Consider the following 18,448-nt stretch of genomic DNA (forward strand, 5'->3'; position numbering starts at 1 on the left):
AAGGTGGCGGTATTAAGTCGCTAGTGAAGCAGCGGGCGTTCAGCACAGGCTGCTTCACGGCTATTCAAGGCAGGCGCCAGGGCATGCGATTAGGCGTGGCGCTTTTTGCGCTCTTTTACGCGTCCATCGCCGGGGCGTAGTTGCAGGAAAATCAGCGCTGCCAGCATGGCGATACCGCCCACACAGACAAAGGTGGCGGCAAAGGCGCTCAATGTTTGCTGCGCATCGTGATGGGTGAACACATTCAGCAGCGCGGCAGAGCTGCTTACACCCATACCGATCGACATCTGCATCACTACGGCCAGTAGGCTATTGCCGCTGGCCGCGTTATCGCCTTGCAGATCAATCAGGGTCAAGGTATTCATCGCGGTAAATTGCAGCGAATTGACCACGCCGAGCACAAACAGGTGCACCATAATCAGCCAGTGCGGTGTCGTGGTGCTGAGCAGTGCCAGGCTCATAATCAGTAGACCCAGCAGAAGCGTATTGATGACCAGCGTGCGCTTGTAACCCAGTCGCACCAGAATGGACTGGGCCAGCGGTTTGGCGGCAATGGCGCCCAGCGTAATGCCGATCATCAGCATGCCCGCCGTCGCAGGGGAGAGCGATAGCCCCACCTGAAGCACCAGCGGCACCAGAAAAGGCAGCGCGCCATTGCCCAGTCTGGCGAAAATATTGCCGAGAATCCCCACGGTGAAGGTGCGGATGGCAAAGAGTGACGGTGAAAACAGCGGCGCATCCACCTTCATCGCACGAACCCAGTAGGTGGTCAGGCTGGCGACGCCCACTACCAGTATCAGTAATACCGTGGTGATGCCCAGACGCAGATCGGACAGCCCCTCCAGACTGAGCGCAATAGCCAGCATGGAGAACGAAAACAGCAGAAAGCCGAGCGTATCAAAACGCTTTGGATGTTCGCGCTGGAAGCTCGGCACCAGGCGCCATGCGGCTATGGCCCCCACGATACCTACCGGCAGGTTGATCAAAAATATCCAGTGCCAGGAGAGCACCTCGACCAGCCACCCGCCCACAGTTGGGCCAATCAACGGCCCCACCAGAGCAGGCATGGTGACAAAGCTCATCACTTTGACCAACTGAGTGCGCGGATAGGCGCGCAGTATGATCAAGCGGCCCACCGGCACCATCAACGCCCCGCCTACGCCTTGCATAATGCGTGAGATAACCAGCAGGGTGAGGGTGGGGGACATCGCGCAGAGCAGCGACCCCAGCGTGAACAGCCCAATTGCCAGCGTGAAGATGCGCCGTGCACCAAAGCGGTCCGATAGCCATCCGGAAACAGGAATCAGCGCCGCCACCGTGAGCAGATAAGCAATCACCACAGCCTGCATGCGCAGTGGATGCTGATTCAGATCAAGCGCCATTTGCGGCAGCGCCACATTGACAATGGTCGCATCCAGCCCCTGCATAAAGAAGGCGGAAGCGATCAGCCACGGCAGCAGCTTCGCCAGGCGAGGGCTTAGCGTGATTGGCTGAGCGGAGCTGTTGGCCGGTGCCATGCGCGGCTACTCGCGGTTGCGCCGATGGGCGCGAGGGTGGGCGTTGTCATAGGTTTCAGCCAAATGCTGCCAGTCGAGGCGCGTATAGATTTGGGTGGTGCTCAGATGCGCATGGCCAAGTAGCTCCTGCACGGCGCGCAGATCATGGCTCGATTCAAGCAAATGACTGGCGAAGGAGTGGCGCATTCGGTGGGGATGCAGATGCTCGGGAAGCCCGCGCTCGGTGGCACTCCTGGCAAGGCGCAGCTCGACCGCCCGCGGCCCCAGTCGGCCGCCGCGCAAACCGACAAACATGGCGCTATCGGTAGGGGCGGCCAGCTCAGGACGTGTCTTGAGCCATTCGGTGAGTGCCGCCTGAGCACGTCTGCCGACCGGAAGCTGGCGCGGCTTGTTGCCTTTACCGATCACCCGCACCCGCTGTCCGTCGTAATCACGCAGGTCAAGGCCGGTCAGCTCACTCAAGCGCAGACCCGACGAATACAGGAGTTCGAGCATCGCTTGATCGCGAATGCCGAGAGGCGAGCCGTCGTGGCCCTGATCGAGAAAGCGCGCCACCATATCGACATCAATCGGGCGTGGCAGATGGCGGTTAGGTGTCGGAGTGTCGAGCAGCTTGGCGGGGTTACGAGGAATGTGCCCCTGTTCGAGCAGCCAGTCGCCAAAGCGTCGCAGCGCCGCCTGGCGTCGAGCGATCGTGCGGTCGGCCAGGCCGCGTGCGCGTTCACTGCCGAGATAGCGGCGCACGATAGCAATGGAGAACCACTCCCAGCCGTGCATATCGAGGTGATTCTGCTGTTCGATAAACTCGATGAAGGTCGCCAGATCACGGCGATAAGCGTCTACTGTCGCCGCACTGTGGCGCTGGGCCAGACGTGTGATGAAGCGGTCGATATCGGCACGTTGTTGATGGAGTGCTAAGGATTGGGGCATCTCATTCTCCAAAAGGTACTGGCGCTGCTGGCAGCGCTAACCAACATGGTGCTGGTTGGCGTGCAAAACGGCTATTACTCAAAAGTGGCGTCGAAGGCTGTTATCGGCGGGGAAGTGCGGCCATTCGTGCGCTTGATTGCATGGAGCAAACGCCCCACCACTTCGCCCAGATAGTCGACAAAGAGCGTATCTTGCGTAGCGCTAAAACGCTCGGGCTGCGCGGAGGCCAGGATCAGATAGCCGCTGTGCTGGCCGATGGCAAGCCGCGTGATGGCCGCAGAGCCTTGATGCTGTGACGGCGCTTCAAGCGTCGGCAAGAGGCTGGCCCAGTGCGCCTGACCAAGCGGCTTGCAGCGGCAGTGGCGCCCTTCCAGCAAGCGTGATAGCAGATTAGTGCGCGGTTCATCAAGCCGGTATTGCGGCGGCTGCGGCCGATCGTCGGCATCGAAGCTGCGCCATAGCGCCAGGCCCGCGATATCAAAACGTTCTGCCAATTGGTCCGCGAGCGTTTGCAGCAAGGCATCCTCGCTGCTTTCGCCCTCCAGCAACGCTAATATGAGCTGACGAAGCTGGCGGTATTGAGCTTCGGTATCACGCGCCGCGCCCAATAGCCCATGCAGTCTCTCTTCAACGCTGGTGCAGCGCTGACGTGCCACGGCGAGCTGCCGCTCCAACAGCGATACCGCTCCGCGACTGGCGTCAGGATGTGGCACCTTGAGCCTTTCCAGAAGATCATCGCGCCCGACAAAAAACTCGGGGTTCGCCACTAGCCATGCGGCGATATTTTCTTCGTTCAGTGCAGATGAGGAATCCGGTCGGCTCATAGTGCAAGCTTGCCCTCAAAGACAGTGACAGCGGGGCCTGTCATGTAAAGATGATGCCCCTCGCCAGCCCATTCGATACGCAGCGAGCCACCGGGCAACTCGACGTGAACACGCTCTTCCAGCAGCCCGCGCTGAATGCCTGAAACCACGGCAGCACAGGCACCGGTGCCGCACGCCTGGGTTTCGCCGACGCCGCGCTCAAAAACGCGCAGACAAATATGGGTACGGTTTTTGATCTGCATGAACCCGACATTGACCCGCTGAGGGAAGCTGGGATGCCGCTCCAGCACAGGCCCCAACTGCTCTACCGGTGCGCTAGCGACGTTCTCTACCCGTAGCACGGCATGAGGGTTGCCCATGGAGACAACGCCAAACTCAACGTTGGCCAGCGCCTCGGGCAGCGATTCAAGATGAAGCCGGTGCACGGGCTGGCGCTCACCGCTGGTACTGGTGAACGGCACCCGCGAGGCGTCGAGAATCGGCTCACCCATATCGACGGTAATATTGCCATCACTGGCAATATGCAGCGTCAAGGGGTCTGCACCTGTTTCGACGTGAATATCCTGTTTGGGGGTTAGCTGCTGGTCGTACACAAATCGCGCAAAACAGCGTGCGCCATTACCGCAGTTTTCCACTTCGCCGCCGTCAGCGTTAAAAATGCGGTAACGAAAATCCATATCGGGCCGGGTAGGTGGCTCGACCAGCAACAGCTGATCGAAGCCAACGCCCAGGTGCCGATCCGCGAGCCGACGAATCTGGTCATTGCTCAGGCGCGCGCGCTGAGTCACCAGGTCGATCACCATGAAGTCGTTACCGAGGCCGTGCATTTTGCTGAAGCGAAGCTGCATGAATTATGAACCCTCGCTGGAAGGGAGTACGTGCTCACCGGCCCACAGTTGAGCCAGCGGTTCGCGCTCGCGAATCAGATGCAGGGTAGCGCCATCGGCCATGACTTCCGGCGGGCGCGGACGGGTGTTGTAGTTGGAGGCCATGGTGAAGGAGTAGGCTCCCGCTGAACCCACCGCCAGCAAATCGTGCGCCGCCAGCGCAAGCTCGCGATCCTTGCCGAGAAAATCGCCGGATTCACACACCGGGCCGACAATATCGTAGCGAGCGTGCTGACGAGGCTCGCCATCGTCGCGCTCATCGACTCGTTCGATCCGCATCCAGGCACCGTAGAGCGAGGGGCGAATCAGGTCATTCATGGCGGCATCGACCAGCGCGAAGTGCCGTTCTTCGGTCGGCTTGAGAAATTCGACGCGCGTCAGCAGCACCCCTGCATTCGCCGCAATCGAACGGCCCGGTTCGAGAATCAGTTCGAGCGCAGCCACTTTGGGATATTGCGCTAAATGCTGACGAATCGCGGCAATATAGTGCTGCGGCGAGGGCGGTGTTTCACCCTGATAATCGACGCCCAAGCCTCCGCCCAGATCGAGGTGGTGCAGGGCGATGCCATGTTCATCAAGGCTCTCGATCAAGGCCACGACGCGATCCAGAGCATCGAGGAAGGGGGCGATATCGGTCAACTGAGAGCCGATATGACAATCAACGCCCACGATGTTCAGGTGTTCGGCGTTATTGGCCCACAAATAGGCTTCCAGCGCTTCATCAATCGCGATACCGAACTTGTTCTCCTTCAGTCCGGTAGAGATATAAGGGTGGGTGCCTGCATCCACATCAGGATTAACGCGAATCGAAATCGGTGCCTGCACGCCCAGAGAGCCGGCAATGCGGTCAAGCGCTGCCAGTTCGGCCAGCGATTCGACGTTGAAGCACTTGATGCCCACCTGTAACGCACGAATCAGCTCGGCTTCGCTTTTGGCTACGCCAGAAAACACCACTTTAGCGGGGTCGCCGCCCGCTGCCAGGACACGTTCAAGCTCTCCCCCCGAGACGATATCGAATCCTGCGCCCAGCTGGGCCAGTAGATTGATTACCGCGAGATTGGAGTTGCTTTTCAGCGCGAAGCACACCAGATGCGGATGGTCGGCCAGCGCATCGTGGTAGGCCAGAAAGTGGTTGCTGAAGGCCGCTTTGGAATAGACGTAGCAGGGCGTGCCGAAGCGCGCCGCTGCTTCATTCAGCGGCACATCTTCGGCATGTAGAACACCGTCGCGGCGAGTAAAGAACGGCTGCATCAGTTGCTTCCTGCTGCGTTGCTGGAGGACACCGGTGCAGTGCCGCTGGTGCTGGCACGATACGGCGTGAACTGCACGTTATTCCAGCGTGCTGCACCGCGGTTGGCGGCTGGCTGGGCAGGTGCCGGCTGCGCTTCCGGTGCTGCCGTAGTGTCATCGGCGGGCTGCGGCTGTGCCGTGGAAGGTGCCTCAGCCGGTTGCGAGGGGAGCGCCTGCGGTTCTGCGGCGCTTGAGGCTCCCGCTGCCGCACCACCCGCTGCTGCGCCGCTAGCGGCCTCAGGTGTCGCGGAAGTGTCAGCACTTGAATTGGCAGCGGCTTCGGCATCAGCGGCACGCTGCTGCTCATTGGCAGACTGGTCAAGGGCCTGACGCTGCTCTGGCGGCAGATTTCTCAGCGACTTATCTTCACCAAGCGAGCGCGGCGGGGCTTGATCTTCCTCGCTTGAGCGTTCGTCTTCAGGCTCTGTCGGCATGGGCGGTGCAGCGGCAGAGGGCGCCTCATCGTCAGGCAGGGCAGTGGTTGAAGTGCCGCTATTGTCGTTAGCAGGTGAGGCCACCGGTGCCGTGTCGCTATCGGAGCGCGGGGCGTCTTCATCAGGCTGCTGGGCCTGGGACTCATCGGCTGCCTGCTGCGTCTCCTGGTCGTCCAGACCATAGGCGTTACCCGGATCGTAGCGCTCGCGTGCGGCTTGATCGTTAGGCATATACAGCGGGCCGGTTTGGCCACAGCCTGCCAGCAGGGTGAGTAATGCGGCGGCGGCGAGTCGAGTATTGCGGGCGCTCATGCAGAAGTCTCCGGACGATTGGCAGACTGAATGGTTTTCAAGGCGTCGCGGGCGCGCTGGACCGCTGCACGCACCTGATCGGGTGCGGTGCCGCCAATATGGTTACGTGCCGCGACTGATCCCTCAAGGCTTAACACCTCAAAGACATCCTGGCCGATTACATCGGAGAACTGCTGAAGTTCATCCAGGCGCAGTTCTGACAGATCACGGTGCTGTTCGATGCCATAGGCGACCGATTTGCCGACGATTTCATGCGCATCGCGGAAGGCCACGCCCTTGCACACCAGATAATCGGCCAGATCGGTTGCGGTGGAGTAGCCACGACGCGCGGCGTCGTACATGTTGTCGCGCTTGGCTTCAATGGCCGGCACCATGTCCGCAAAGGCACGCAGGCAGCCCTTGACGGTATCAATGGTGTCGAACAGCGGCTCCTTGTCTTCCTGATTATCCTTGTTATAGGCCAGCGGCTGCGACTTCATCAGCGTCAGCAGGCTCATCAGATGACCATAGACGCGGCCGGTTTTACCACGCACCAGCTCGGGGACATCGGGGTTTTTCTTCTGCGGCATAATTGACGAGCCGGTACAGAAACGATCGGGCAGCTCGACAAAATTGAACTGTGAGCTTGCCCACAGCACCAGCTCCTCGCTCATGCGCGAAAGGTGCATGCCCAGCAGGCTGGCAAAGGCGGTAAATTCAATCGCGAAATCGCGATCGCTGACCGAATCCAGCGAGTTCTCCGTGGGGCGCTCAAACTCCAGCAATTCAGCCACCAGATGGCGGTCAATCGGGTAAGTGGTGCCCGCCAGTGCTGCTGCGCCAAGAGGAAGCACATTGACACGCTTGCGGCAGTCGGCCAGACGCTCCTGATCGCGCGCGACCATCTCCTGCCACGCCAGCAGGTGATGGCCGAAGGTGACCGGCTGTGCCGCCTGAAGGTGGGTGAAGCCGGGCATGATGGTGTCGGCTTCCTGGTAGGCGAGGTCAATCAATCCCTGGCGCAGCCGCGAGAGTTCAGCGTTGATCACGTCGATTTCGTCGCGCACGTAAAGGCGAATATCGGTGGCAATCTGATCGTTGCGCGAGCGTCCGGTATGCAGCTTCTTGCCCACATTACCGATGCGCTCGATCAGACGCGCTTCAACATTCATGTGGATATCTTCAAGGGCGACCGACCATTCGATGTTGCCGCGCCCGATATCGTCACGAATGGCCTCAAGACCTTCGATGATGGCGCTTTTCTCTTCGTCGGTGAGCACGCCTACCCGGTTGAGCATGGTGGCGTGTGCAATAGAACCGCGAATGTCCTGTTGATAGAGACGCTTGTCAAAATCAATCGAAGCGGTGAAGGCCGCCACAAAAGCATCGGTAGGCTCACTAAAGCGTCCACCCCACGACTGGTTGGTGGTAGTAGCAGAGCTGTTATTAGAGGTATCGGGTGATGACATCTGTTAATTGGGCCCCTGAATAAACGCGTCGAAAGTGCCGGCATGATGGCGGGTGATCGGTGTTAACGCATATGTTGCAACACCGGTTTGTCGCGAGTGTACCAGACTCGCAGTGCCATTGCCGCGTCGCTGGCGGGATGCGCGAAGCGGGCGTGAATCCATGTGTGAATCCCTGCCATGTCGGGCTGTATTCATGTCGGGTTACTGCGCCGATTGGTGCGATAACCCTTCGCAATGAGTCTATGCGTCGGAAGCTGCTGTCAACAATGCTATAATCTCGGCCATTATGCTCAATACAAGGACTCGGCACGGCTAGGCCGAGTGCCAACAAGGGTGGAGATACCGTGTCTGGAAACCGAGACGTGTTACGTATTGCAACGCGGCGCAGCCCATTGGCGATGTGGCAGGCTGAACATGTCAAGGCGCGTTTGGAAGCGTTGCACGGGGTCAATGTAGAACTCGTGTCGATGACCACGCGAGGCGATCGCATTCTCGATGCGCCGCTGGCAAAAGTGGGCGGTAAAGGGCTATTCGTCAAGGAGCTGGAAGAGGCGCTGCTGGACGGGCGTGCCGATCTGGCCGTGCACTCGATGAAAGACGTGCCCATGCACTTCCCCGAAGGTCTGGGGCTTGAGGCCATTCTTGATCGAGCTTCACCCACCGATGCCTTTGTCTCCAATCACTTCAACTCCCTGGCCGAGCTGCCCCACGGCGCGTATGTAGGAACATCGAGCCTGCGTCGCCAATTGCAGCTGCTTGAGCTTCGCCCCGACCTGATTATCAGCAGCCTGCGTGGCAGCGTTCAGACCCGCCTCGGCAAGCTGGATAGCGGCGACTTCGATGCCATCGTACTGGCTACCTCCGGGCTTGCCCGTTTGGAAATGGAAAACCGCATTACCGAGCGGGTGGCGCCTGAGCTGATGCTGCCCGCCTGCGGCCAGGGGGCACTGGGTATCGAGTGCCGTCAGGATGATGAGCATGTGCTGGCACTGCTCAAGCCGCTGATTGATGCGCGCACGGATGCCTGTGTACGCGCGGAACGTGCCATGAATACGCGGCTGGAAGGTGGTTGTCAGGTGCCGATTGGCGGCTATGCCGTACTGGAAGATAACGACCGTACGCTATGGCTGCGCGCGCTGGTGGGTTCCCCCGATGGTTCTAAGGTACTGCGTCAGGAAGCGCGAGGCCCGGCGGATAACCCGCAGGCACTGGGTATTCAGGTAGCGGAAGGATTATTGGCTCAAGGAGCGGGCGAAATTCTCGCCAGCGTCTATAGTGAAGGTCAGTAAAGGAGCGCGGTAATGCTCACTGGTGTGCAGCATCGTGTGCTGATTGCGCGCCCCGGCGCTCGCCAGCAACTCCTGAAACAGGCGCTGGAGCACCATGGGCTGCTGCCCTGCGATCTGAATATCATGCGGCTGGAGCCATTGCCGATGGATCGCCCGCAGCGCCAGGCACTATATACGATGCCGGTAGATGCGTTACTCTGCGTGAGTCCGTTTACCGTTGAGTGCTTGCGTCGCTGGCTAACGCCGCTGCCCGCGTGGGGAACAACGGCCACCTTGATTGCTACCGGGGCTAGCACCCAGGAAACGCTGGCGCAGGCATTCACACAGCCTAAGGAGCGCGTACTGGCACCTGAGCCAGCCGCAAGGGCGGCCAGTGAAGGGGTTCTGTCGCTGGAGGCGCTCCGCGACGTGCGCGGCAGGAATATCGTGCTGGCACGGGGCGAAGGGGGGCGGCGCTTGATTAGCACAACGCTGCGTGAGCGTGGCGCGCATTTGGTAGAGCTGCCGCTCTACCGACGGCTGCTGGATGCCCCTTCCCCAGCGCTACAGCAGGTACTGGGCAGTGGCGATTATCTGGCGCTGGTGATTACCAGCAACGAGCAACTTGATCATATAGTGCAATGGTGCAGTACCGAGTCGTTCGGGCAAGCTGTGGTGGTCTCCAGCGACAGATTGGTCAGGAAGGCCATTGCAGCAGGATTTCAGCGGGTTTTGCGTGCTCAGGACGCCACCCCGATATCCCTGGCGCAGTGCTGCGCCAGCGTAATGAATAACAGTAATAGGCACGGCGGGCACTGGACGCCCTGATACCTTGGTTTCGGGAGAAGGCAAGCGACTTATGAGTAAAAAAGAAGAGCATAACAAGGGTACCGGGGTTGAGCTTCCCTCTTCACCAAACGATACATCGGTGAAGGCGGATAACAGCTCCCCTGATGCACAGGACGCACATCAGCACCATCATGTGGAGCCATCTTCCGCCAGTGATGCTACTGCTGGTGAGAAGAGCGAGCCTGCCATCTCGTCCGCGTCATCGGTAGCTGCATCGGAAGCAGCGGCATCGAAAGATGCTGATTCACTTAAGAAAGACGCTGATTCAATTAAAGAGAACAGCTCAGCGGATAAACCGGCATCGTCATCGAATACGAACAGTGCTGCTTCCTTCAAGGGAACAGCATTTTCTGCGTCTGCTGGCAGCAGTGCCGCCAAGACGTCGAGTGGCGGCGCTGACAAGCATGGCGGCGGCCCGCAAAAGCCGCTAAAAAAGAGAGGCACCCCCCAATGGTTGCTGGTACTGCTGACCGTGCTGCTGCTGTTGATATTGGTGGCGCTGGGCTGGGACTTGCAGCGTATCAATACTCAGCATGATCGCATCGACGAGCTTACCCAGCAGGTGAACTCACTGCATGGCGAAGGCCTGCAGCGCTTTCAGCAGGCATTGAGCGACAGCCGACGGGCCAATGAGTCACTGGGCCAGCGTTTGGATGAAAACGAAGAGGCTGTTCAGCACGTACTGGATGAGATGAATCGTCATCAGCAGACCGACGCGCGCGAATGGAGCTACGCCGAGGTCGAGTACCTGCTGCGTATTGCCAACCAGCGGCTGGCGCTTGAGCGCGACATCAACGGTGCCCAGCAGCTGTTGCATACCGCTGATGAACGTCTTGTTGAAACCGGCAATCCTGCGTTCATTCCCGTGCGCCGCGCCATCAGCAATGAACTGGGCGAGCTGGAAAGCGTGCCCAATGTCGATCGTGAAGGCATCTATTTGCAGCTGGCTTCTGCGCAGCAGCAGTTCGACAAGCTGCCGCTGGCCCAGGATACCGAAGCGCTCAAGGCCGAGGCCGAAAGCAGTGATGAATTCTCCGGTGGCTGGCGTCAACAGCTTGGTCGTCTTGGCGATCAGTTGAAGGATCTGGTGACGGTACGTCACCACGACCAGCCCCTTGAAGCGCTGATTACACCGCAGCAGGAAGGCTATCTGCGCGAGAATGTACGCCTCCAGCTTGAGCAGGCACAGCTTGCCCTGCTGCGTCAGGACCCGCAAATCTTCAAGAGCGCGCTCGATCAGGCGGCCACGCTGGTAGACAAGTATTACCGCAGCGATGACAGCGGCGTGCAGAACGCGCTGCAACATCTGCAAGAGCTGTCTGAGCTACAGGTGCGTCCTGACATTCCTGATATCAGTGGTTCGCTTGAGCGACTGCGGGACATCCTCTCTCGTCGAAGCTCTGCGGCCGACGCTGAACAGGGGGAGTGATCCATGCGCAAACTGATCCTCTTTGTTGTCATCGCACTGGCTATCGGTGCGCTGTTCGGGCAGCTGATGATCTCGGTGCCCGGCTACTGGCTGGTGCGCGTCGGCGATACGTCGATTCAGACCTCATTCTGGTTTGGTCTGGTCATCATTATTGTCGCCACGCTAGTGTTCTATTTCGTACTGCGCCTGCTGTGGGGCATGCGTCGGCCGTTCAAACGCATCAAGTCGTGGAATCGCCGCACTCGTCATCGTCAGGCGCTGAAAAGAACCGTGACCGGATTGCTTGAACTGGCAAAAGGCCGCTGGCGTCACGCTGAAAAGGTACTCACACGCGCTGCCGATGACTCTTCGGTGCCGTTGGTGAACTACCTTTCTGCCGCCATTGCAGCTCACTATCAGGGGCGTTTTGAGCAGGCTGACGAGCTGTTGCGTGATGCGCGTATCAGCACAGAAGGTGCCGATAACGCCATTGGTCTGATTGAAGCGCAGCTATTGCTGGATCGGGGCAAGCGCGAGCAGGCGCTGGTTGTGCTGAAGCGTCTTGAGAAAGATACGCCGGATCATCCGCAGGTGCTGAGACTGCTCAAGCGCGGTTATGTGGATGTGCGCGACTGGGAAGGTGTGCGTACCATTCTGCCGCGTCTCAAGCGGTTTGCGCTGATTGACGAGCAGGAAACGCTGGAGCTGGAGAAAACCACCTACCGCGAGCTGTTCAGGCAAGCGCCTGCCTTTGGTGCCAGCACCGAGATCAGTAGCATCAGTAATCGCACCGTGTCGGAGCTGGAGCGTGTCGAGGAGCTATGGCGTGACATGCCTGATTACCTGCGCAACGATCCTGACATGCTGCTGCTCTACACATCGGCGCTACAGCATAATGGCCGCGCTGAGCAGGCTGAACAGATGCTGCGTAAAACCCTTGATCGTCACTGGCATGCTGGCCTGGTGCTGCGCTACGGGTTGCTGAATGTCGCTCCGCAGAAGCAGTTGAAATACGCTGAGCAGTGGCTTGCCCAGCACCCGAACGATGCCGACTTGCAGCTGACGCTTGGACGTCTGTCGCTGCGCAACAACTACTGGGGCAAGGCGCAGCAATATTTCGAGAACAGCAATACCCAGCGGCCCAGCGGTACGGCCAGTGCCGAGCTGGCGCGGTTGTACGCCAGTATGGGCGAAACCAACAAAAGCCAGCTGTTCTATAAACGCAGTGCTGAGCTGCTTGATCGTGCGCTGCCTGAACTGCCGCAGCCTTCCCGGGTGCGTTAACAGGCGTATTGCTCTTGCAGAACAGGGCGCATGACTGGACAAGCCGCTTCACCGGAAGCGGCTTTCTTGTGAGCAGGCATATAGAGTGAATCATTCGCGAAGATTCATGCGAAAGGGCCAGAATAGCTTCTCAGAAGGCCATTCACTCTATTTCAGCATCACCATTTGGCTCGCGTGTCTGTGCCGTTCTCTGGATAATGGCAGGAATTCTTCCGACAGGTATCGCCGCGCTCTGCTGCACAGCATGCTTGATATTCATGGCTAACCGAGGCGCTGCACGGCGCAAGTGCTGTTCGGATCGTTCATTTTTCAGATAGAGGCTGCGGTATCAGTGGCCGCATCTTTTTTATTCTCGCCAGCAAGAGGCTCTTCTCATGCGTTTCTCCAAAGCGTTATCGCGCATCAAACCGTCTGCCAGTATTGCCGCTAGCCAGCGCGCCCGTGAGCTTCGAGCGGAAGGGCGCGATATTATTGCGCTGTCGGCGGGAGAGCCTGATTTCGATACCCCTGAGCACATTAAGCAGGCCGCCGAACGTGCCATGGCGGCAGGCAAGACAAAGTACCCGCCGGTATCGGGCATTGCCGAATTGCGTGAAGCCATCGTCGCGAAGTTCAAGCGCGACAATCATCTTGAGTACAGCACTCGAGAAGTGATGGTGTCGAACGGCGGCAAGCAGGTGATTGTGAATGCGCTGCTTGCCACGGTTGATGAAGGCGATGAAGTCATCATTCCGGCCCCTTACTGGGTGTCGTACCCCGAGATGGTCAACCTGTGCGGCGGTACGCCGGTAATCGTCAAAAGCAGCGCTGAAAATGGCTTCAAGCTGACCGGTGAGCAGCTTGAGGCGGCGATTACGCCACGCACCAAATGGCTGATGTTCAATTCGCCGTGTAACCCTTCCGGTGCCGTTTATTCGCCTGCTGAAATCAAGGCGTTGACCGATGTGCTGCTGGAGCACCCGCAGGTAGGCATTATCAGTGATGATATCTATGAGCATCTGGTGTATGGCGATACCCGATTTGCCACTCCTGTCGAAGTGGAGCCGCGCTTGCGAGATCGCGTACTGGTGGTCAACGGGCTATCGAAAGCCTACGCCATGACCGGCTGGCGCGTAGGGTTTGCCGCTGGGCCTGAAGCGCTGATCAAGGCGATGGACAAGATTCAGGGGCAAGTCACGTCAGGCGTGAATAGCATTGCGCAGTGGGCGGCAGTAGAGGCGCTGAATGGCCCGCAGCAATTTATCGCGGAGTGGCAGCAGGTGTTCCAGCAGCGCCGCGAGCTGGTCGTCAGCATGCTGAATGACGCTGAGGGGATCGAGTGCCAGGTGCCGGAGGGGGCCTTCTATGCCTACCCCTGCTGTGCGGCCTTGATCGGACGTACAACGCCAGAGGGCCAGCGCATCGAATCGGATGAAGACTTCACTAAAGCGTTGCTGGAGTCGGAAGGCGTGGCGCTGGTGCATGGCGGTGCCTTTGGCCTGTCGCCCAATTTCCGCGTCTCCTATGCGGCGGCTGAAGAGGATCTGCGCAACGCCTGCGAGCGTATTCAACGTTTTTGCGCATCGCTGTCGTAATCGCTCCGGCGTGTGGCTGCCTGTGAATTGCCACACGCGTTGATATAAAGCCAAGGTCACAGTGTCGGTTACACCGGCGTTGTGGCCTGCCCTTAACTGTTTCTTGCACCCTATGAAATGAGCGGTCTGTTCTTGTGAAGCGGCGGTGCCCAGCCTGGTGCAAACAGCGGCTGTGATGGCCACTTCACAGGAAGACAGAAGGGCAGGCAGTGGCATGTTTCGGTCACATAGAACATGGAAAATAGAGCGCACATGTTTTAGCGTGCGTGGCGCGGCGATTATACTCGCGCTAATCGTCAGGCAGTATTGAGCGCTGTAGCGTTGGCAAGAAGCGTTATGGCGCCAAGGTTCACAGGGTGACGAACAGGCCGGGCGGGCACCCAACCGGCGATTGTCTGCGTGTGCAGTGCATCCCGTGAACGCTGTTTTATTGCTGGAAGCTGCGATTGGCAGGTTTCAGCAGGTCACAACCAACGCTGCTGTTTTGTCGGTGCGCGCACTCAAGACAGTCCGCGCATAATAATTTTGAGGAGCTTGCGATGTCCTTGCCGCTTTTGGCACTGGCAATGGCCGCCTTTGGGATTGGCACGACCGAACTGGTCATCATGGGGCTTTTGACCGACGTGGCGGATAACCTGTCGGTCACTGTTCCCGCAGCAGGCATGCTGATTTCAGGCTATGCCATGGGCGTGGTGGTGGGTGGCCCGATTCTGGCGCTGATTACCTCCCGCTGGCAGCGCAAACGCACGCTGATTCTGCTGATGTCGATTTTCCTGATCGGTAACATCGCCTGTGCAATCTCGGAAACCTACGCCCAGCTAATGATTGCGCGCGTAATTACCGCGCTCTCCCACGGTGCCTTCTTCGGTATTGCCTCGGTGACTGCCGCGGGTATGGTGCCGCCCGAAAAACGCGGGCAGGCCATTGCGATGGTGTTTGCCGGATTGACCATTGCCAATGTGCTGGGTGTGCCAATGGGCACGGCCATTGGTCAAGCGCTGGGCTGGCGTATGGCGTTCTGGGGCGTGGCACTGCTGGGCGTTGTCGCGCTGGTGGGGCTATGGCGCTGGATGCCATCGCGGCTGCCGCTCTCGAAAGGCTCGATGCTGGCGGAATTCGTGGTGCTCAAGCAGCCGCAGGTGAGTATCGGGCTGGGCATGAGCGTGCTGGCTTCCACGGCGATGTTCACTACCCTGGCCTACTTCGCGCCTATTCTTGAGAAGTTTACCGGCGTGCATGGGGTGGGTATCACGCTGATGTTCCTGCTGTATGGCGTGGGGATGACCATCGGTAGCTGGCTGGGCGGCAGGCTGGGGTCGCACCCGCTGGTACCCACGCTGATCAAGCTGATGATCGCCAACTTCATTGTGCTGCTGGTCCTGACGTTCTGCCTGCACTCGATATGGACCATGGTGCCTGCGGTGGTGCTGTGGGGAGCGATTACCTTCTCACCCAATCCGCTGTTCCAGCTACTGGTCGTGGATCGTGCAGCAGAGGCGCCCAACCTGGCCTCTACCCTCAATCAGAGCGCGTTCAACCTGGGGAATGCGGTGGGTGCCTGGCTGGGAGGCATGGTGATTAGCATTGGTGTGCGGGAAGATTTCCTGCCGCTGGTGAGCCTTGCGATCATGGCGATTCTGTTTGTTGTAGCGCTGGCGTCGCGTCGCCTGTTCGCCAATGTGACCGATATTGCACCGGCGGAAGAAGTGCCTGCTCCGCCGCCGGCTGATATACCGATTGCCGTCGATAACGGCGTGGTTCGTCATGCGCACAAGGAAGAGCCAGAGAGTGACGCGCCACAATCAGCGCCTGCTGACATGACCTTCGATCCGAAAGCGTTGATCGCAATGCTGCGCGGCCCGCAAATGGCCGCCAATGCCGACAGCATTGACGATGACGCCCCTTCTGCATCGCCTGACGATAACAGCACTGATATCGGAAAGCGTGAAGAAGAGCAGGATGGCAAGAACGACGACGAGCGCTAGCTGACTTACCCTCCGCGCCGTTATCAATGAAGACGGGAAGCCATAGCGGCTTCCCGTTTTTGCGTTGTGGAGCTTAAGGCTCGTAATGGAACGTGAGTGCCTGGGTATCTTCTACATGGGCGCCAATGTGCAGTTCAAACTGGCCCGGTTCACAGCGCCAGCAAAGATCACTACCGATAAAGCCAAGCTGCTCCGCCGTGATGACAAAGGTGATCCGCTGACACGCGCCGGCGGCGATTTCGACGCGCTGAAAATCAATCAATTCGCGCACGGGGCGGCTGATGCTGGCAACGGGATCGCGCAGATAGAGCTGAACGACTTCCACACCGTCGCGCTCGCCGGTATTGGTCAGCTCAATGGCAAGGGTAATCTGATCATCGGCGCCCGCGAGCGTGGTTTTATCAAGCTGTGGCTGAGCGTAATCAATGTGGGTATAGCTCAACCCATAACCGAAGGGGTAGAGCGGCGTGTTGGGGCTATCAATGTATTTTGAAGAGTAGCGCGGGTCGGGATTCTCCCGGAATACCGGGCGACCTGTGGGGAGCTGGCCGTAATAAAGCGGCAGTTGGCCTACGTTGCGCGGGAAGCTCATGGGCAGTCGTGCACAGGGGGACGCTTCGCCGAGCAGCAGATCAACCAGTGCTTCGGCCCCCTCACTGCCTGGCCACCAACCATGCAGAAGTGCCGCTGGCTGTTGCGCCAGTTCAGTGAGTACCAGCGGGCGACCGCTCAGAGTGACTACCACCGTGGGCGTACCACTGGCGATCACGGCCAATGCCAGCGCGAGCTGCTGCCCTGGCAGGCCGAGATCGGTGCGGCTACCGGCTTCACCACTCATGGGTTCCTTCTCGCCGACCACCACCACCGCCACGTCAGCTTGTTGCGCCAGTGTGGCGGCTTCTGCTATCTCATTGGTGTGTGGCTCGGTGTCGTGAATATGTATCGGCACCCCCGCGTGATAGCTCACTTCGGCATCGCTCAGACGATTCTGTAACGCCTGAAGAATGGTACAGGCATCCTGCACCTGACCATTACCATGCCAGGGGCCGAGCAGATCGGCCTGACTGTCGGCCAGCTCACCAATCACGGCAAGGCGTTTCGGCGCCGGCGACAGCGGCAGCAGACCGTTATTCTCCAGCAGTACCATTGACTGCTGCGCGATCTCGCGCGCCTTGCGGCGATGCTCAGGAGCCAGCAACGTAGCGGCTTCACGCGCTTCGTCGCAATAGCGGTAAGGGGCTTCGAAGAGCCCCAGCACATCCTTCAGTATCAGAATACGCAGAGTGGCCTCGTCGATCCGCGCCGCGCTCACTTCATCCGCTTCTACCAACTCGGCAAGATGATCGAGGAAGTAGCCATCCTGCATGTCCATATCGACACCCGCATTAACGGCTTGACGAGCGGCATCGCGCGGGTCGGCGGCAACGCCATGCTCGATCAGCTCCATGATGGCGGTGTAATCGGTGACCACCGGCCCCTGAAAATGCCATTCATCGCGCAGGATCTGGCGCAGCAGCAGCGGATTACAACTGGCCGGCACGCCATCGACGGTATTGAACGACGTCATTACCGAGGCTACCCCGGCATTGATGGCCGCCTGATGAGAAGGAAGGTGAACGCTGCGCATAACACGTTCGGAGAGATCGACGCTGTTGTAGTCGCGCCCGGCTTCTACCGCGCCGTAGCCGACGTAGTGCTTGACGCAGGCGGCCACGCTGTCCAGCGCCCTGGGGTCACTTCCCTGATAGCCTCGCACCTGCGCGCTTGCCATACGGCTGCTTAGCAGCGGATCTTCACCAGCCCCCTCCATGACACGTCCCCAGCGCGCATCGCGGGAGACATCGACCATCGGGGCAAAGGCCCAATGAATGCCGGCGGCCGCCGCTTCACGGGCCGCGATATGCGCAGCGGCTTCCACGTTGTCCAGATGCCAGCTTGACGCCATCGCCAACGGGATCGGGAAGATGGTGCGAAAACCGTGCACCACGTCGTAGCCAAACAGCAGCGGGATACCGAGCCGGCTTTCGTTGACCGCCAGCGTTTGAAGCTCGCGCGTAAAACCGGCATCGAAGGCGTTGAAGATCGAGCCGACGCGCCCCGCGCGAATATCTTCCTGATATCCTTCGCGAATGGAGGGACCGGTTGTATCGCGGTCGCTGGTAAATTGCGACATTTGCCCGATCTTTTCCGCCAGCGTCATGCGCGCTAGCAGGGTACGGCAGCGCGTTTCGGCGGCAGCGTAAGCGTGTTCATCGAGATTGAAAAAACGCGGGGAAGTTGCAGAAGGTGAAACCATGAGTAGCGCCTATGCAGTAAGAATGATGCCCGCAGTGGGCGATAGCTGAGTCGGCCAGACAGAGCGCAGAAGCGATCTTATGTAAGCCTTTGAAAATTATAGTGTTCGTCGCTTAATACAAGGGCGTAAAGTAATAACGGCC

General features: G+C 59.2%; 14 protein-coding genes. 6 read left to right on the forward strand and 8 right to left on the reverse strand.

Annotated elements, in window-relative coordinates; all coding sequences use genetic code 11:
* Positions 1–89: 89 nt before the first annotated feature.
* The 7 genes from mdtD to argH form a co-directional block, all read right to left on the reverse strand.
* Positions 90–1,517 carry a multidrug transporter subunit MdtD gene (gene mdtD / locus L881_RS0110255; RefSeq protein WP_025733606.1) on the reverse strand — a complete coding sequence of 476 codons (1,428 nt, stop codon included), beginning with the start codon at positions 1,515–1,517 and terminating at the stop codon, positions 90–92.
* A 6-nt stretch (positions 1,518–1,523) separates the two neighbouring features.
* The gene (locus L881_RS0110260; RefSeq protein WP_025733607.1) at positions 1,524–2,447 is read right to left on the reverse strand and encodes a tyrosine recombinase XerC; all 924 of its coding nucleotides are present in this window, start codon (positions 2,445–2,447) and stop codon (positions 1,524–1,526) included.
* A gap of 74 nt (positions 2,448–2,521) precedes the next feature.
* Positions 2,522–3,271 (reverse strand): DUF484 family protein, encoded by a 750-nt coding sequence (locus tag L881_RS0110265; protein WP_025733608.1) that lies wholly within the window; start codon positions 3,269–3,271, stop codon positions 2,522–2,524.
* Entirely contained in the window at positions 3,268–4,119 is an 852-nt protein-coding gene (gene dapF, locus L881_RS0110270) for a diaminopimelate epimerase (protein WP_025733609.1), read from the reverse strand. Before dapF ends, L881_RS0110265 begins: the two co-directional genes overlap by 4 nt.
* Before the next feature lie 3 nt (positions 4,120–4,122).
* A complete protein-coding gene (lysA, locus tag L881_RS0110275; RefSeq protein ID WP_025733610.1) occupies positions 4,123–5,409 on the reverse strand; it encodes a diaminopimelate decarboxylase in 1,287 nt (428 codons plus the stop codon).
* Positions 5,409–6,194: an LPS translocon maturation chaperone LptM gene (gene lptM, locus L881_RS0110280; RefSeq protein ID WP_025733611.1), complete on the reverse strand. Its 786-nt coding sequence runs from the start codon at positions 6,192–6,194 to the stop codon at positions 5,409–5,411. Before lptM ends, lysA begins: the two co-directional genes overlap by 1 nt.
* The gene (gene argH, locus L881_RS0110285) at positions 6,191–7,642 is read right to left on the reverse strand and encodes an argininosuccinate lyase (protein WP_025733612.1); all 1,452 of its coding nucleotides are present in this window, start codon (positions 7,640–7,642) and stop codon (positions 6,191–6,193) included. Before argH ends, lptM begins: the two co-directional genes overlap by 4 nt.
* A 362-nt stretch (positions 7,643–8,004) precedes the next feature.
* On the opposite strand from argH, the gene hemC reads away from it, so the two are divergent.
* The 6 genes from hemC to L881_RS13220 all read left to right on the forward strand — a co-directional run bounded on the left by hemC (position 8,005) and on the right by L881_RS13220 (position 16,010).
* Positions 8,005–8,931 carry a hydroxymethylbilane synthase gene (gene hemC / locus L881_RS0110290; RefSeq protein ID WP_034579296.1) on the forward strand — a complete coding sequence of 309 codons (927 nt, stop codon included), beginning with the start codon at positions 8,005–8,007 and terminating at the stop codon, positions 8,929–8,931.
* Positions 8,932–8,943: 12 nt separating this feature from the next.
* Positions 8,944–9,738, forward strand: a complete 795-nt coding sequence (locus L881_RS13460; RefSeq protein ID WP_025733614.1) for a uroporphyrinogen-III synthase — start codon at positions 8,944–8,946, stop codon at positions 9,736–9,738.
* Positions 9,739–9,769: 31 nt separating this feature from the next.
* On the forward strand, positions 9,770–11,188 hold the full coding sequence (locus L881_RS13465; protein ID WP_025733615.1) for a uroporphyrinogen-III C-methyltransferase: 1,419 nt from the start codon (positions 9,770–9,772) through the stop codon (positions 11,186–11,188).
* A gap of 3 nt (positions 11,189–11,191) precedes the next feature.
* Positions 11,192–12,451 (forward strand): heme biosynthesis HemY N-terminal domain-containing protein, encoded by a 1,260-nt coding sequence (locus tag L881_RS0110305; RefSeq protein ID WP_025733616.1) that lies wholly within the window; start codon positions 11,192–11,194, stop codon positions 12,449–12,451.
* A 374-nt stretch (positions 12,452–12,825) separates the two neighbouring features.
* Positions 12,826–14,025, forward strand: a complete 1,200-nt coding sequence (locus L881_RS0110310; protein ID WP_025733617.1) for a pyridoxal phosphate-dependent aminotransferase — start codon at positions 12,826–12,828, stop codon at positions 14,023–14,025.
* A 539-nt stretch (positions 14,026–14,564) separates the two neighbouring features.
* Entirely contained in the window at positions 14,565–16,010 is a 1,446-nt protein-coding gene (locus tag L881_RS13220; protein ID WP_025733618.1) for an MFS transporter, read from the forward strand.
* A 73-nt stretch (positions 16,011–16,083) separates the two neighbouring features.
* Here the strand turns inward: L881_RS13220 and bglX are convergent, their stop codons facing one another.
* Positions 16,084–18,306 (reverse strand): beta-glucosidase BglX, encoded by a 2,223-nt coding sequence (gene bglX, locus L881_RS0110320; RefSeq protein ID WP_025733619.1) that lies wholly within the window; start codon positions 18,304–18,306, stop codon positions 16,084–16,086.
* Between the last annotated feature and the right edge of the window lie 142 nt (positions 18,307–18,448).

It is taken from the genome of Carnimonas nigrificans ATCC BAA-78 (genome assembly GCF_000526695.1).
Taxonomy (GTDB): domain Bacteria; phylum Pseudomonadota; class Gammaproteobacteria; order Pseudomonadales; family Halomonadaceae; genus Carnimonas; species Carnimonas nigrificans.

Excerpts from the sequence above, each read along its gene's own strand:
- lptM (WP_025733611.1), bottom strand. The coding sequence starts at position 6,194 with ATGAGCGCCCGCAATACTCGACTCGCCGCCGCCGCATTACTCACCCTG.
- L881_RS13460 (WP_025733614.1), top strand. The coding sequence starts at position 8,944 with ATGCTCACTGGTGTGCAGCATCGTGTGCTGATTGCGCGCCCCGGCGCT.
- L881_RS0110260 (WP_025733607.1), bottom strand. The coding sequence starts at position 2,447 with ATGCCCCAATCCTTAGCACTCCATCAACAACGTGCCGATATCGACCGC.
- L881_RS0110265 (WP_025733608.1), bottom strand. The coding sequence starts at position 3,271 with ATGAGCCGACCGGATTCCTCATCTGCACTGAACGAAGAAAATATCGCC.
- L881_RS0110305 (WP_025733616.1), top strand. The coding sequence starts at position 11,192 with ATGCGCAAACTGATCCTCTTTGTTGTCATCGCACTGGCTATCGGTGCG.
- L881_RS13465 (WP_025733615.1), top strand. The coding sequence starts at position 9,770 with ATGAGTAAAAAAGAAGAGCATAACAAGGGTACCGGGGTTGAGCTTCCC.
- mdtD (WP_025733606.1), bottom strand. The coding sequence starts at position 1,517 with ATGGCACCGGCCAACAGCTCCGCTCAGCCAATCACGCTAAGCCCTCGC.
- L881_RS0110310 (WP_025733617.1), top strand. The coding sequence starts at position 12,826 with ATGCGTTTCTCCAAAGCGTTATCGCGCATCAAACCGTCTGCCAGTATT.
- lysA (WP_025733610.1), bottom strand. The coding sequence starts at position 5,409 with ATGCAGCCGTTCTTTACTCGCCGCGACGGTGTTCTACATGCCGAAGAT.
- bglX (WP_025733619.1), bottom strand. The coding sequence starts at position 18,306 with ATGGTTTCACCTTCTGCAACTTCCCCGCGTTTTTTCAATCTCGATGAA.
- L881_RS13220 (WP_025733618.1), top strand. The coding sequence starts at position 14,565 with ATGTCCTTGCCGCTTTTGGCACTGGCAATGGCCGCCTTTGGGATTGGC.
- argH (WP_025733612.1), bottom strand. The coding sequence starts at position 7,642 with ATGTCATCACCCGATACCTCTAATAACAGCTCTGCTACTACCACCAAC.
- dapF (WP_025733609.1), bottom strand. The coding sequence starts at position 4,119 with ATGCAGCTTCGCTTCAGCAAAATGCACGGCCTCGGTAACGACTTCATG.